Annotated in this window: 7 protein-coding genes and 1 pseudogene; all 8 read left to right on the top strand. The window is 45.0% G+C overall.

Annotated elements, in window-relative coordinates; all coding sequences use genetic code 11:
* The first annotated feature begins 60 nt into the window (after nt 1-60).
* Nucleotides 61-7,623 (top strand): SDR family NAD(P)-dependent oxidoreductase, encoded by a 7,563-nt coding sequence (locus ACFTRD_RS32490; protein ID WP_379387132.1) that lies wholly within the window; start codon nt 61-63, stop codon nt 7,621-7,623.
* A 16-nt stretch (nt 7,624-7,639) separates the two neighbouring features.
* Nucleotides 7,640-7,888: an acyl carrier protein gene (locus tag ACFTRD_RS32485; protein WP_379387130.1), complete on the top strand. Its 249-nt coding sequence runs from the start codon at nt 7,640-7,642 to the stop codon at nt 7,886-7,888.
* Nucleotides 7,866-9,101, top strand: coding sequence for a beta-ketoacyl synthase N-terminal-like domain-containing protein (locus ACFTRD_RS32480; RefSeq protein ID WP_379387128.1), 1,236 nt, complete (start codon nt 7,866-7,868; stop codon nt 9,099-9,101). The genes ACFTRD_RS32485 and ACFTRD_RS32480 overlap by 23 nt, the downstream gene beginning before the upstream one ends.
* A 16-nt stretch (nt 9,102-9,117) precedes the next feature.
* Entirely contained in the window at nt 9,118-10,377 is a 1,260-nt protein-coding gene (locus ACFTRD_RS32475) for a hydroxymethylglutaryl-CoA synthase family protein (protein WP_192269372.1), read from the top strand.
* On the top strand, nt 10,368-11,144 hold the full coding sequence (locus tag ACFTRD_RS32470) for an enoyl-CoA hydratase/isomerase (protein ID WP_379387126.1): 777 nt from the start codon (nt 10,368-10,370) through the stop codon (nt 11,142-11,144). The genes ACFTRD_RS32475 and ACFTRD_RS32470 overlap by 10 nt, the downstream gene beginning before the upstream one ends.
* Nucleotides 11,145-11,147: 3 nt before the next feature.
* Entirely contained in the window at nt 11,148-11,894 is a 747-nt protein-coding gene (locus tag ACFTRD_RS32465; protein WP_379387124.1) for a polyketide synthase, read from the top strand.
* Between the two features lie 226 nt (nt 11,895-12,120).
* Nucleotides 12,121-13,941: pseudogene (locus ACFTRD_RS32460) on the top strand (type I polyketide synthase); the annotation flags it as partial.
* Nucleotides 13,942-13,977: 36 nt separating this feature from the next.
* Nucleotides 13,978-15,368, top strand: a 1,391-nt coding sequence (locus ACFTRD_RS32455) for an SDR family NAD(P)-dependent oxidoreductase (protein WP_379387134.1), incomplete at its 3' end; no start/stop codon positions are given.

Below are 15,368 nucleotides of genomic sequence, written 5' to 3'. Positions count from 1 at the left end.
TGGAGCAAGGGGCTTTCCGTCGATTGGAACGGCTTGTATGTAGGGAATAAACCGAGCCGAATGAGCTTGCCAACATATCCATTCGCCAAGGACCGGTACTGGGTTCCAGAAAAGAAGGTTAGCCTAGCTCGTCAGCTTACATCAACGGTTACTTTTGAACCCTTGAGCACTACTTTTCTTCTTCCACACTGGCAGGAAAGTTCGGTAGAACCTATTCGTTTAACCAGTCATGACGAGCATGTGATCTTTCTATGCGAACCTAACGACTTAGATGGCAAGACATTTAAGTCTATCATGGATGGGGTCAGTTACCATGAGTTACATGCAGATCAGGTAGATATATTCGATAGGTTCCAACAATATGGCGTGCGGATACTGCAGGAGCTTCAAAGCATAATTCGTCAGAAACCGAAAGAAGATGTGTTGTTTCAAGTTGTCGTTCCTGTTTTCGGCGAGCAACAATTATTTACAGGTTTATCCGGAATACTTCATACGGCAAGACTTGAGAACCCGAAGCTGGTTTGTCAACTTATCGAACTTGATAAATGGCCAAACGCAGAGATTCTAGCGCACATAGTAATGGAAAGCGGAAAGCATTCCGCTGATCAACACATCCGTTATGAGAATGGAGAACGTTACGTTAAAGCATGGCAAGATGCTGGATCTCCCCCGACCAAGGAGATACCTTGGGAAAATGGTGGCGTTTATCTCATAACGGGAGGATCAGGCGGGCTTGGTATGATTCTAGCTGAAGATATGGTGGCAAAGGCACCCGGTGCGAAGCTGATTCTAACAGGGAGATCTACCCCTCAGCAGAACCTAATGGCTCGTCTCGAGCAATGGAAAGTATCGGGATTTCATATTGAGTACCATCAAGTTGATGTAACCGAAGAGGTTGAAACGAATAGGCTAATTAATTATATCCTGGCCCATTTTGGAAAACTGGATGGCATTATGCATGGTGCAGGTGTTATAAGCGACAGTTATATTCTAAATAAAACAGTTGGGGAATTTACGGCCGTGACTGCTCCGAAAACTAAAGGGCTTGTGATATTGGATCGATTAACTGCTGATCTGAAGCTAGATTGGTTTGTCTTGTTCTCTTCGATTTCGGGCGTTTTCGGAAATGAAGGGCAAGCCGACTATGCATCGGCAAACGCTTTCATGGATGCATATTCCAGTTATAGAAACCGCCTTATGAAAGATGGACAGCGGCATGGCCGAACCATTTCCATCGGATGGCCGCTTTGGGAAGAGGGCGGAATGCAGGTGGATGAGCAAAAAAAGGCGCACATGAAACAGAAGAGCGGACTTCAACCAATGAAAACGCAGAATGGCTTACAGGCTTTATATATAGCTTTGGCTTTTGATGCCGATCACATGCTCATATTAGAGGGGGAGGAGGTATCCATGAGGAACAGTAAGCCCGAATTGAAGTTACCTGCTCATGCTCCTGTTGCTGAAACGATAAACATAGACGCTTCGGATCCAGCGCGTGCATCGGTAATACTTCGACTAAAAACAATATTCGCCAAGGCTGCGAAGTTGGAAGTTGCTCAGATTGATGAAGACGAACGGTTCGAAAACTACGGTATTGATTCCTTTATGATTGCCGATTTAAATAACAAACTGGAGCTATGGGTAGGTGGGCTCTCTAAAACGATTTTCTATGAATATCAAACTCTCGGCGATTTGGCAGATTACTTAGTGGAGACTTACCCACACACAAGACAAGCTATGCAGGAAGTTCCAATTGAGAACGATCAGTCAATTGGTCAAATAACGCGATCCTCGCAAATGCAGACGCAGCAACCTGTCGCTATTATCGGCATCAGCGGTCGCTTTCCGCAATCCAAAAATCTTGAAGCTTATTGGGACAAATTGATTGAGGGCAATTCTTGTATTACAGAAGTGCCTCTGGACCGATGGGATTGGCGAGACCACTACGTTGCTAGTAAAGAAGAAGCAGCACTTTTAGGGAAAAGCTGTTCAAAGTGGGGGGCGTTCTTAGAGGCTTTCGACCAATTCGACCCGAAATTTTTTAATATGACTCCAAGTGAAGCAGAAGAAATTGATCCTCAAGAACGGTTGTTTTTAGAAGAGTGCTGGAAGGCATTGGAGGATGCAGGATATGCTCCAACAACATTGTCAGAAGATACGCGTCAACGGACGGGTGTGTTCGGAGGGATTACCAAACAGGGTTATAATCTGCTTGGATCAGAGGCATTGCGTCAATTACCCGCAACTTCATTCTCGTCGATGGTCAACAGAGTCTCATATCATTTAGATATTCAAGGCCCTAGTATGCCGATTGATACAATGTGCTCTTCCTCGTTAGTGGCGATTCACGAGGCTTGTGAATATATCAGACAAGGTAAAGGTAATATGGCCATTGCAGGGGGAGTCAATTTATACGTTCATCCATCTGGATACGCTCAGCTTTCTAAAGGACAACTGATGTCGGACAGTCCCGTAGGGGATGCGTTTGGTCGAAATGGTAGAGGTTTTGTTCCCGGAGAAGGCGTCGGCGTTGTTGTGCTGAAAGCATATGAAGAGGCGATTAAAGACGGAGATCATATTCATGCATTGATTAGAGGTACTGCAGTAAATCATAGCGGACGGACGAACGGATATTCGACGCCAGATCCGAGCCGACAAGCAGCGGTCATGCAAGCTGCACTTAATCAATGCGGTATCGATCCTAAGACAGTCACTTATATAGAGGCTGCAGCTAGTGGCTCAGAGATGGGTGATGCTATCGAGATGAGCGCTTTAACGAAAGCTTATGGGCTGCGGAAGGATAATGAGCAGTATGAGAAGTATAGTATTGGTTCTGTGAAGCCGATTATCGGACATTGCGAGGCAGCTTCGGGCATGTCTCAATTGGCGAAAGTTGTACTGTGCTTACAAAACCAAACTTTGGTGCCTACACCGCTTCATGGAGAAATAAATCCGAATATTAATGTCGATTCCATGCCATTCCGTATTCAGCGCACATTAGAAGAGTGGAGACGGGTTTCAATCGCTGGAGTAGAAGTTCCACGAAGAGCTGGGATAACAAGTATCGGAGCAGGTGGGGTTAATGCTCACATCATTGTAGAAGAGTATATTCCTGATGATGTGCCGCATGCCATCTTGAACGAAGAATCGGTGTTATTCATCTTATCAGCCAAGAATCGTGATCGACTAGAGGAATACGCAGCAGACTGGGCCGTCTATTTGAGAAGGAACCCAAATGTGAATTTGGCTAACATTGCATACACACTTCAGGTGGGCCGTGAAGCTATGCCGTGCAGGTTGGCTTTTGTAGCCCAAAACCAAGCTCATTTGGAACAGCAATTAGAACAATGGCTTAACAAAGCGCAAATATCCGAACCGTGTTATGAAGGGGATAATCAAATTACTAAAAAAACGCTTGCCCCTGATCAGACTCTGAAAACTGCTTTAATGAAAAATGATATTGAGACAATTGCTCAGTGTTGGGTAAACGGTCATCCTATAGCTTGGCAGGAGCTGCACCAAGGTAAACAAAGACGGAAAGTGGCCAAGCTACCGACTTATCCGTTTAACCGTAAGAGCTGTTGGATAGGTCGTTTCAAGCCGGCATCCCGAATAAAACAGAGCGCAGAAATGTTGTCTCCGCAAACCCAGTATAGCAACAAAGCGATCGAGTTCTATACAATTGCGGCTAAGCAGAGCAGTTGGGAATTTACAGAGGATTATTTGACGTTTTGTCCTTTTGAGGAGAAGGTTCCCGGATTCTCTATGAGCGAAATGTTTCTATTCCCAGATCAAAATTTAAAAGCAATGCAACAGATGAGATCGAAACAAATCGAGCTTAGACAGGTGCTCTTCTGTAAGGAAGATTTTAGACGTGTGCGTACATTTTTAGATATCGGTTGCGGACATGGGACGGATGTAATTCAAGTGGCTAAAATGTATCCTCACATAAGCACACACGGATTTACTATCACTGAAGCACAAGCTGAACTTGGCAATCGTCGAATTAAACAGAAGGGCCTGAGGGACAGGGCAACCATCTTCTGTAAAGACAGCTCCAAGGATGCATTCCCGGATAAGTATGATTTGGCTATTGGGATTGAGGTTAGCTTTCATATTCGTAACAAGCATGGATTATTCAGTAATATTTCCGCTTCGCTTAATAAAGATGGAAGATTACTGCTAATGGATTATATCTGCAATCTCAAGGGAGCCATTATCGATCCCAAGGTGGAGATCAGCATTCCAACCGTTCAGGACTGGATCGAATTACTATCGGAACACAACCTTGTTATTGATGAAATTATTGATGTCTCACCGGAAATTGCAAATTTCCTTTATGATCCATTTGTAGATCAAAACACGATTGGTTTACCAGAAGTGACGAGGGATACCTACAGGAATTATGCAAACCAAAGTAAATCGTTGGAGAATGGTTGGATCAGCTATTGCCTATTTAAACTCAAGAAAGAAACGCAAATGAGCAAGGAAGAGTGTAGTGCATATAACGCAACGAGAATCAAGAACAAGACGCCGTATTCTGCTGCATTGAAAGAGATGCTTGCGAGTGGTCATATTCCTTACCCTATGTCAAAACCTGTTCCTGATAATCAAGTAAACTCAACCATAAACTCTTCTTTCTCTAATGTTGGACAAAGCAATATCCGTCCGATTAAGGAGGAAATCATGCTCGTATTTGAGGATGTTCTGGGCATACAACGTGAAGATTTGGATGAGCATGAGACATTTGTTGAACTTGGTATTGGGTCGGTTAATGCAGTCCAATTGACAGAAGGGATCAATGTACAATTCGACCTTCGACTGCCGACAAGTATAGTATTCGAATATAACTCGCTAAAAGAGCTTGCTTCCTATGTTGAAGGTCAGCTACCTAAGCGTTCTCCAAAGAAAGAAGTAGTTGTTTCGGGGCCGGTTATTGCAGAAGCAGAGTCGGAACCTCAGGTGGATAAGAGGGCTCACAAATCAGATCATGAGATTGCAGTTGTTGGACTCTCTTGCAGATGCGCTGGAGCTGAAGGGCCTGACGAGTTTTGGGATATTGTCAGTCAGGGCAAAGAAACAGTTTCGGATCTGAATAATGATGCTTGGACAGCTTTCCTCCGCTCAAGTTCCAAAGAGAAGCTTGCTAACAGGTACGGTGTTATGAAGAATAGAGATTCGTTTGATTCAAAATTTTTCAGAATATCGCCTAAGGAAGCTGGAGCTATTGATGTATCACAGCGAATTTTGTTGGAGGAATGCTATAAAGCGCTAGAGGATGCAGGATACACGCCTGAGAAACTACACGGTAAGCAAGTGGGTACAATCATTGGTGCTATGGGTCTGTCTCAACCTTCGGAATCTTATTCCCATTTCACCATGCTTGGAACCGACACGAGTATACTGGCTGCCCGCATTGCATACCATTTGAATCTGAAGGGAGCAGCAATGGCTGTTAATACGGCCTGTTCTTCTTCACTTGTTGCTATCGATATGGCATGCAAGCAGTTGAAAAATGGAGATATCGATATGGCGGTTGCAGGTGGAATCACTGTCTATACTCATCCTGGAATGTTTGTCTCGATGCAGCATGCGGGCATGTTATCCCCGACCGGTCAATGTCGGCCTTTTGATCAAAACGCCGATGGCATCGTCGTCGGAGATGGAGCAGGGGTTCTTATATTGAAGAGACTTGCGGATGCACAAGCTGATGGCGATCATATTTATGGGGTCATCCGTGGCAGCGGCACGAATCAGGATGGTCAAACGTCGGGGATTACCGTACCTAGCTTCCAGTCCCAAAGTCAGCTACAGGAGAATGTGTATCGGCGGAACGGGATTGATGTGGAAGATATCCAGTATATTGAAGCCCACGGGACGGCAACGAAACTGGGAGATCCGATAGAACTGCATGCGTTAACTGAATCATTCGCTAAATTTACCGACAAGAAACGATTCTGTGCTATTGGTTCGTTGAAAGCAAATATCGGTCACACGACAGCCGCGGCAGGTGTTTTGAATGTAATCAAAGTGCTTCTTAGTATGCAGCATGAACAAATACCGCCATCTATTAATTTTAATGTGACTAATGAACATATCGATTTCGATAACAGTCCGGTTTATGTTAATACGAAGTTGAGCAATTGGCCGGTCAACTCTAAAGGTTCCAGAATGGCAGCGGTCAACTCATTCGGTTTTAGTGGTACGAATGCACATGTCGTAATTGAATCATATACAACTCCTGCACGTGTGAAAGATGCGTCGGAAATAGGTGTACTTCCGATCTCCACAGAGAGCAAAGAGGGACTCCAGCAGTATGCCAAACAATTACTTGACTATCTGAATGAGAATGAGCAGACCTCCATTAAAGATTTGGTCTATACCTTCCAGGTGGGTAGGCTAAGTATGGCAACCCGACTTGCTTTCGAATTCACAAACCGGGATATGCTGATCTCTCAGTTGCAGCACTATGTGGACAGAAAAGGTGCATTACCGCTAGGGGGATATGCAGGTGAGGTCGGAAGCAATACAGGCATCCTGATTACTGACACCGAAGAAGGTCAAGATTTTGTTAAAAGATTAGCTGGTGGAGGGAAAATTGGCAAGCTGGCTGAGCTTTGGGTGAGAGGAAATGATATTCATTGGGAAGCGTTGTACGAGCAAGGAGAGGTCAGACGATTAGGTGGGCTACCTAGTTATCCATTTGCTAAACAGAAATTCCTTCTGCCAGATCCGATTTTGAATAATGTGGAATCATTACAGGATATTCCTATCGCTGAGCCAGTTTTGGATGTGAGCCCCCCAGTCGGGAAATCTCATCAGCAAGGTATATCACTGACATCTCTCCAAATTGCTATTGGGCAGCAAGAGAAGAACGTAATGCCTAAGCCACAGATTGTTTTGGTGCCAACAGGTGATTTGACGGTTCGGAACAACGAACAACTAGAGAGGGAGCAAAAGAGTGAATCTCAGACTAGTACAGTTCTGCGAGAATTGACTGAAGGTCTAGCTTACGCACTATACGTAGATCCAAAGGATATCGATGCAGACCGAAAGTTTGTCGACCTGGGGCTAGATTCAATTATCGGCGTTGAATGGATTCAAAAGATAAACAGTAAGTTTGGTATTTCTATACCCGCTACCAAAGTCTATGATTACCCCACGTTGCGGGAGTTTTCTAACTATATAACTTCGCTCATTTCCGACGTATCTTTTGGTGCGGAGTTACAAGCCGTTCAGCTAGAGAACGCACATGTGAATTCGGAAAAAGGATTGGATCTATTGGATAGTGATCTGGCATATAGCTTGGCAGATGCTCTTTATATGAATAGCGATGATATTGATAGGGACATGAACTTTATCGACATGGGCCTTGATTCTATCATTGGAGTGGAATGGATCAAGGATATTAATACACGTTATTGTACTTCCATATCCGCAACTAAAGTCTATGACTACCCCACATTGCGTGAATTTACGGACTTCGTGAGGAAAGAGCTTGACAAAGATGGGAAGGAAACAGCCGTTTCGGAGACAACTCAGTCTTTGGATGAGGTTCTGGAACAGTTGTATAGTGGTTCGATTAAAGCAGGTCAAGCGCAGCAAATATTACGGAATTTATAATTAATGGGAGGTTCTTATGAATAAACAAGACATTTTTAAAATTATTGTAAACCATGTTTGCGAAATATTACCGGAGTTGGAGCAGCATGAATTTCAACAGGACGATCAGCTAGTCAATCTTGGAGCCAACTCGATAGATCGTGCAGAAATCGTCGCGATGACGATGGAGTCGCTGTCTTTGAATATCCCTCGTGTGGAACTTGCTTCAGCAAGAAATATTGGAGAGTTGGCTGAAATCGTATATGAAAAGTATACCTCCAATTAACTTGCACATCTCTGGCATTGGAGTTACCTCCGCCATTGGCCAGGGACAAGAAGCGTTTTCTACTGCGATGCTAGAGGGCAGAAATACGTTCGACGTTATGAAAAGACCTGGAAGGCAACGCGAGACTAGCTTTATAGGTGCAGAAATTCCCTCTCTTTCTTTTCCTGAAAAGATTGGGAAGAGGACGTTGCGTAGCGCCTCATGGTCTGGGCAAGTTGCACTAGCGACACTTTATGAAGCATGGCAAGATGCGTCGCTGGATGAGATTAATCCACGACGCATCGGTCTCATCATCGGTGGAACCAACGTTCAACAGCGGGAACTGGTAACGACATTTGAAGGTTATGTGGACAACGTACCGTTTATTCGGCCATCGTATGCACTTTCGTTTATGGATTCCGACCTATGCGGACTATGTACTGAGCAGTTCGGCATACAAGGCTTCGCTTATACACTTGGTGGAGCATCAGCGAGTGGACAACTGGCTATTATCCAGGCGGCAGAGACAGTCTTATCTGGACGAGTCGATGTCTGTATTGCGATAGGTGCGTTGATGGATCTTTCGTATTTGGAATGCCAAAGTTTCCGCGCGTTGGGGGCTATGGGAAGCGATAAATACGCAGACATCCCCACTAAAGCATGCAGGCCGTTTGATCGCGATCGGGATGGATTCATTTATGGTGAAAATTGTGCTGCAGTAGTTGTTGAACGAGCGGACTTAATGTCACGGAGAGACAGAAAACCTTATGCTGAGATACTTGGATGGTCGGTCTCGGCAGATGCCAATCGCAATCCCAACCCTTCGTGCGAAGGAGAAATGAGGGTTATTCGAGAGACATTGGAGCAAGCGAGGCTAGCTCCAGAAGATATCGATTACATTAATCCCCACGGATCCGGTTCTGTAATCGGTGATGAAACGGAACTTAAAGCTTTGTATGATTCAGGACTTAAACATGCTTACGTTAATAGCACCAAATCAATTACAGGTCACGGATTAAGTGCAGCGGGTGCGGTTGAAGTTGCCGCTACAGTCTTACAAATGAAAGCGGGGAGCTTACATCCATCCTTAAATTTGGAGAATCCAATTAGTCCTCATTTTCAATGGGTATTGAAACACCCTACAAAGCATCGCATCGAACATGCCTTATCATTAAGCATAGGTTTCGGTGGGATAAATACGGCTTTGTGTTTACGCAATTTAATAAATTCATAATTGAAGGAGAATGGTTATGGTATCTGCTGGCATCGAAGCGATGAACTTTTTTGGTGGTACCGCCTTTTTAGACGTTATTCAATTAGCTAAGTATAGGCAATTGGATACGAACCGTTTTGAGAATCTACTTGTAAAAGAGAAAACGGTGGCTCTTCCTTACGAAGACCCGATTACATTTGCTGTAAATGCAGCCAAGCCGCTGTTGGATACATTGACTGAGGCAGACAAAGATCGAATTGAATTGCTGATCACCTGTACAGAATCAGGCATTGATTTTGGAAAGTCGATGAGCACGTATATTCATCATTATCTGGGCTTAAATCGGAACTGTAGACTTTTTGAAATTAAGCAAGCATGTTATTCAGGCACAGCCGGTTTTCAAATGGCAGTAAATTTTGTACTCTCACAGACTTCACCAGGTGCAAAGGCACTTGTTATTGCAACCGATATATCACGATTTATGGTTGTGGATGCTGGGGATGCTTTAAGCGCGGATTGGTCATTCGCTGAACCAAGCGGAGGAGCTGGAGCGGTAGCAATGTTGATTGGGGAGAATCCTGAAGTTTTTCAGGTGGACGCTGGTGCCAATGGTTACTACGGATATGAAGTAATGGATACTTGTCGTCCAGTACCTGACAGTGAAGCGGGGGACGTGGATCTTTCGCTCTCGTCTTATTTGGATTGCTGCGAGAATTCTTTTTTGGAATACAAGAAGCGGGTAACGGGGGTCGATTATCGTCATACATTCCAGTACCTTTCTTTCCATACTCCTTTTGGTGGAATGGTTAAAGGTGCGCATCGTACCATGATGAGAAAAATGGTACAGGCCAAACCCCAGGAAATTGAAGAAGACTTTAAGAACAGGGTTATGCCTGGAATAACGTACTGTCAACGAGTAGGTAATATTATGGGAGCAACTGTTTTGCTTTCGCTCGCCAGTACAATTGATAACGGAAATTTTGACACGGCTCGGAGGATCGGATGTTTTTCATACGGATCAGGTTGTTGTTCTGAATTTTATAGTGGTATCGTACGGCCGGAAGGTCAACGAAGACAGTTGCAATTTAATATCAACAAACATTTGGATGAACGGTTTCAATTGAGCATGGAAGCCTACGAAGTGTTGCTCAAAGGAAGTGGAGCGGTGAGGTTTGGAACTCGAAACGTCAAACTTGATCACGACTTGATTCCAGGAGCGATGTCTTCTGTGCAGGGTAAACAACGGCTGTATTTAGATGAAATTCAAGAGTATCATCGAGTTTATCGATGGAACTAAGGACGGATTTTCAGACGCTTCGTGTCCAAATGCAGGAACGGATCTGTTTTGTACAAATTTATCGACCGGAGTCTAACAATACAATAAATGACCAGCTTGTCGATGAGTTTCATCGTTTACTCGAAATGTGTGAGGATGCAGTTACAGTGCTAGTAATTCAAGGGTTACCGGAGGTGTTTTGTTTCGGCGCGGATTTTCAAGGATTGAGGGATAATGCCAAAAGTGGCGATGAGCTGGAGCAAGATCCTGGACCCTTGTATGACCTGTGGTTGAAACTGGCGTCTGGTCCGTACATTGTTATTTCCCTTGTGAAGGGGAAGGTCAACGCGGGTGGCATCGGTTTTGTTGCTGCAAGTGATATTGTGCTCGCCGACCATACGGCACAGTTTAGCTTATCTGAGATGCTTTTTGGGCTCTACCCGGCATGCGTACTACCATTCCTTATTCGTCGTACAGGAATTCAGAAAGCGCATTATTTGACACTTATGACGAGCCCAATCCTTGTAGAGCAAGCGCACGCATGGGGGCTTATCGATGCATTTGATACTTCGGGCGAAGTATTGTTGCGCAAGCATCTGCTTCGGCTGAGGAGACTGACCAAAAAATCGGTGTCTGCATATAAGCGTTACATGATAAGCCTTCAGGACAATTTGTCTGCATCTAAACCACTAGCGGTAGCCGCCAACGTGGAAATGTTTTCAGATACGGATTCTATGTCAGGCATTATACGTTATGTGGAACAAGGGAAGTTTCCGTGGGAGGAATGAGAGATGACACCTGTTGTACAAATGCAGGAGATTTCACCAGTTGTTGTACAAATCACGATGCAGGATCGAGTTAATAAGAACACATTTTCCGATGAGCTTATCAAAGGATTAATCGATGCGTTCGCAACCATTAGTGCATCTAATCAGTATAAGGCGGTCGTACTAACGGGTTATGATAGCTATTTTGCTTCAGGAGGTACCCAGGAAGGCCTGTTGGCCATTTACGAAGGAAGGGCGAGATTCACTGACGGTAATATATACAGTCTTGCACTCGACTGTCCCATCCCCGTCATTTCTGCTATGCAGGGTCATGGCATCGGTGGCGGGTTCGTAATGGGGTTATTTTCTGATTTCATCGTCCTTAGTCGTGAGAGCGTATATACAACGAATTTCATGAAGTATGGCTTTACGCCTGGTATGGGAGCTACATGTATTTTACCGAAGAAACTAGGTTTTAGTTTGGCGGAAGAACTTCTATTAAATGCAGGAAATTATCGTGGTGCAGATCTAGAGAAGCGTGGAGTTCCATTTCCTGTCCTTCCCCGCGATGAAGTTCTCAAGCATGCGCTTGAATTAGCACGACAGCTGGCCGAGAAGCCGAGAGTATCCTTAGTAACTTTAAAGGATCACCTGGTTAGACAACTACGGGAAGAGCTTCAGACATTTGTAGAACGGGAACTAATTATGCATGAGAAGACCTTTCATCAGGAGGAAGTCAAGCAGCGTATCATGTCTCTATTTGGTACTTAAAAGCCATTTTCAATGGGCTGTTTACTTACGATTATCCCGGGATGTATAACATACATTCCTGAAAGAGGGATTGTGAATGAATCTACAAGAAATTATGCTCGCTCTAGAATCACGTACAATTGACCCGGAGGAGGCCAAGAAGAGACTAAGCGATCTAAAAAACGGTCTCGGTTCTAAGGATTCAACGGTTCCCGAGTTATCAGCAGAGATAGAAAAAAAATATAGGCAGGAAAAAGTTGCTATCATTGGAATGTCCGGCAGATATCCAAATGCGGAGGACGTATCTATATACTGGAACAATCTTTCCGAAGGCAAAAACAGTGTGGAGGAAATATCGGATGTACGCTGGGATGTGGAGCAGTATTATTCGCCAAATTCCGTTGAGAAGGGGAACATGTATGCAAAGTGGCTTGGAGCGCTTGAAGATATTGATTGCTTCGATCCTCTTTTCTTTCAGATAACACCTTTGGAAGCTGAGTTGATGGATCCTCAGCAGCGAATTTTTCTACAGGAAGGCTATAGGGCTTTCGAAGATGCAGGATACAACCGTGATGCATTAGCCAACATGAACTGCGGTGTATATTTAGGGATAATGCATAATGAATACGGGGTTATGCAGGAGAAGTTAGCATTAGCAAAAGGTCTCAGTGGTGGTGGGTTCGTCAGTTCTACAGGAAACAGTACTGCTATTGCAGCAGCTCGTCTGTCTTACTTTCTTAATTTGAAAGGGCCAGCAATACCTGTCGACACAGCATGCTCATCTTCGCTGGTCTCAGTTCATTTGGCTATACAAGCACTATTAAACAACGAGATTGATATGGCTCTGGCTGGAGGAGTCACCTTATACTTAACCCCACAATCGTATATCAGCATGTGTGAAGCAGGTATGCTGTCCATTGAAGGTAAGTGTAAAGCGTTTGATAACCGAGCAGATGGTTTTGTTCCAGGGGAAGGTGCCGGGGCGCTTGTTCTGAAGCGACTTAGCGATGCCGAAGCGGATGGTGATCATATTTATGGAGTCATCATTGGCTCCGGGATTAACCAGGATGGTAGGACAAATGGTATCACTGCTCCTAGCGCTAACAGTCAGATGGAGCTTGTAAGGAACATTTACGATAAATATCGGATTGATCCTAAAAGTATCGGATATGTAGAAATGCACGGAACTGGAACCAAACTTGGCGATCCGATCGAATTGGATGCTTTATCGACCGTGTATAAAGAAAATTCAATACAGAAGAATTATTGTGCTATCGGTTCAGTCAAAACCAATATCGGTCACACTTCAGCTGCAGCTGGTGTAGCAGGCATTCAAAAGGTATTGCTTTGTATAAAGCATAAGCATTTAGTTCCTTCGCTGCACTATAACGAATCCAATGAGCATTTTCAAATTGATAAGTCACCTTTTTATGTAAATACCACTTTGAAACCATGGGAGACGGTAGAGGATTTACCACGACGTGCGGCGGTAAGTTCCTTTGGTTTTAGTGGAACGAACGCTCATTTGGTTATTGAAGAATACGTACCATCCTGGGAATCGAGTAATCTCACACATTTGCCTGATGAACCGGTGATAATTGTGTTGTCAGCAAGAACGAGCGAACAACTCCAGATCTATGCTCGTCAATTGGAACAATGGTTGGAAAGCTGTGGAAACGCTATGCTACCTGATATTGCTTACACCTTACAGATCGGAAGAGAACCGATGGAATACAGGCTGGCATTTGTGACGGATACAGTTATGGGAGCAATGAAGGAATTGCAGCTATTTTTAGATGGATGTCCGTCTGAGAGGTTACATTCATTCAGAGTTAAGAAAAAAGGACAGAAAGAAGATGTGGGTTCAAAACTGTCTACGTCATTAGGGGATGTCCGAAAGCTGAAATCCGGGGATGCAGATAAAGTTGCCCAGCAGTGGGTACAGGGCCTAAACATCGATTGGGAACTACTATACGGTGAACACAAGCCTTGTAGAATCAGTCTACCGACCTATCCCTTTGCTAAAGAGCGGTATTGGTTACCAGGGATTCCATCGCAATCTGGCGAAATTCGTCAAGCGGAGGGATCAGCACTGCCATCAAGAATGACTGTTTCTCCCCAGGCAACTGAAGTTCAGCAGGAAAGAAGCATGCGTCTAGTGGGCAAACAGTTTGAGCTGGCACCCATAGAGGGTGCATCACGCCGAGCATCACATTCCTCAGTGGCAATCGTTGCCTCTGCTGCAACGAGAACATTTGCTGATGAACTGTCTAGATATCTTCCTGGAAGTGAGGTCATCGAACCGGGCACAGCAGAGATCAATCTGGAGCTGAAGTGTACCATGAAACGGCACCAGAAAGACTACTCTGCCGTCGTGGATGTCACGGGCTGTGCGGAGGAGATCGAAGCAAGTCTGCATATCATTCCATGGTTACAGGGTGTGATTGAAGAGCGGCAGGAAGGTGTCGTCCTGCTGGGTATTACCCAGGGGCTGGAAACGTGTGGTGTTGTAAAGCGGCCGGTTAGTCTGGCTGGTGCAGCTACTGCCGGGCTTTATCGCATGTTGCAAAGCGAATACAGTCACGTGAGCTCCCGTCATATGGACCTCGATCCGGCGGACGATATGGAAACACTGGCAAAACAAATTGGTGATGAACTTCAACTGGAGAGTGAGGAGGCGGAGGTCTGTTATCGGGATGGATTCCGCTACCGGGCTAGCCTTCAGGAATTCCGTGCAAAGTCCAGTAGAACATTTGAATTTCCTTCCGAGCAGGTCGTCTGGATTACCGGGGGCACGCGTGGAGTAGGCGCCTTATGTGCACGTCATTTGGTTGAGCACTATGGGGTGAGGAAGTTGGTTCTGACCGGACGAGAACGGCTTCCGTCTCGGGAACAATGGGAAGAATATGAGCATTTGGACAGTGGCACCAGCCAGAAGATTCGGCATATCCGTGACTTAGAGGCCTTGGGTGCTCAAGTGCAGGTGCTGTCCCTAACGTTATCTGATGAGCAAGCCGTTCGCGAGAGTGTGGAGACGGTGATTAAAACGATGGGTCCAATCGGTGGAGTGATTCACAGCGCGGGGCTTACAGATATGGATAGTCCTGCATTTATTCGGAAGCAACCCGAAGGTATTCGCCGAGTATTGGAGCCCAAGGTGGAAGGAGTCAACATACTGTGTCAGGCGCTACAGGAGCAACCGCTGCGGTTTTTTGTGTTGTTCTCATCGGTATCTTCAATTATACCGTCACTGGCATCGGGACAGAGCGATTATGCGATGGCCAATGGCTACATGGATTATGCAGCTACAGCTCATGCAGAACGATATCCGATGTTGAGTGTGCAGTGGCCTAGCTGGAAGGAAACAGGCTTTGGAGAAGTCAAAAGCCGGGTATACCACCAAACTGGTCTACTTAGTCATACCAACGAAGAAGGTCTCGCCATGCTGGATATGGTGCTGACTTACAATGTGGGTAATGTCGTACTCCCGGCCAT

Source organism: Paenibacillus sp. NPDC056933 (assembly GCF_042674385.1).
GTDB lineage: Bacteria > Bacillota > Bacilli > Paenibacillales > Paenibacillaceae > Paenibacillus.
The sequence above is the reverse complement of the archived record's forward strand: the minus strand, read 5'-3'. Positions and strand labels throughout refer to the sequence as shown.

Excerpts from the sequence above, each read along its gene's own strand:
- ACFTRD_RS32485 (WP_379387130.1), top strand. The coding sequence starts at position 7,640 with ATGAATAAACAAGACATTTTTAAAATTATTGTAAACCATGTTTGCGAA.
- ACFTRD_RS32470 (WP_379387126.1), top strand. The coding sequence starts at position 10,368 with ATGGAACTAAGGACGGATTTTCAGACGCTTCGTGTCCAAATGCAGGAA.
- ACFTRD_RS32480 (WP_379387128.1), top strand. The coding sequence starts at position 7,866 with ATGAAAAGTATACCTCCAATTAACTTGCACATCTCTGGCATTGGAGTT.
- ACFTRD_RS32465 (WP_379387124.1), top strand. The coding sequence starts at position 11,148 with ATGACACCTGTTGTACAAATGCAGGAGATTTCACCAGTTGTTGTACAA.
- ACFTRD_RS32490 (WP_379387132.1), top strand. The coding sequence starts at position 61 with ATGAGCTTGCCAACATATCCATTCGCCAAGGACCGGTACTGGGTTCCA.
- ACFTRD_RS32475 (WP_192269372.1), top strand. The coding sequence starts at position 9,118 with ATGGTATCTGCTGGCATCGAAGCGATGAACTTTTTTGGTGGTACCGCC.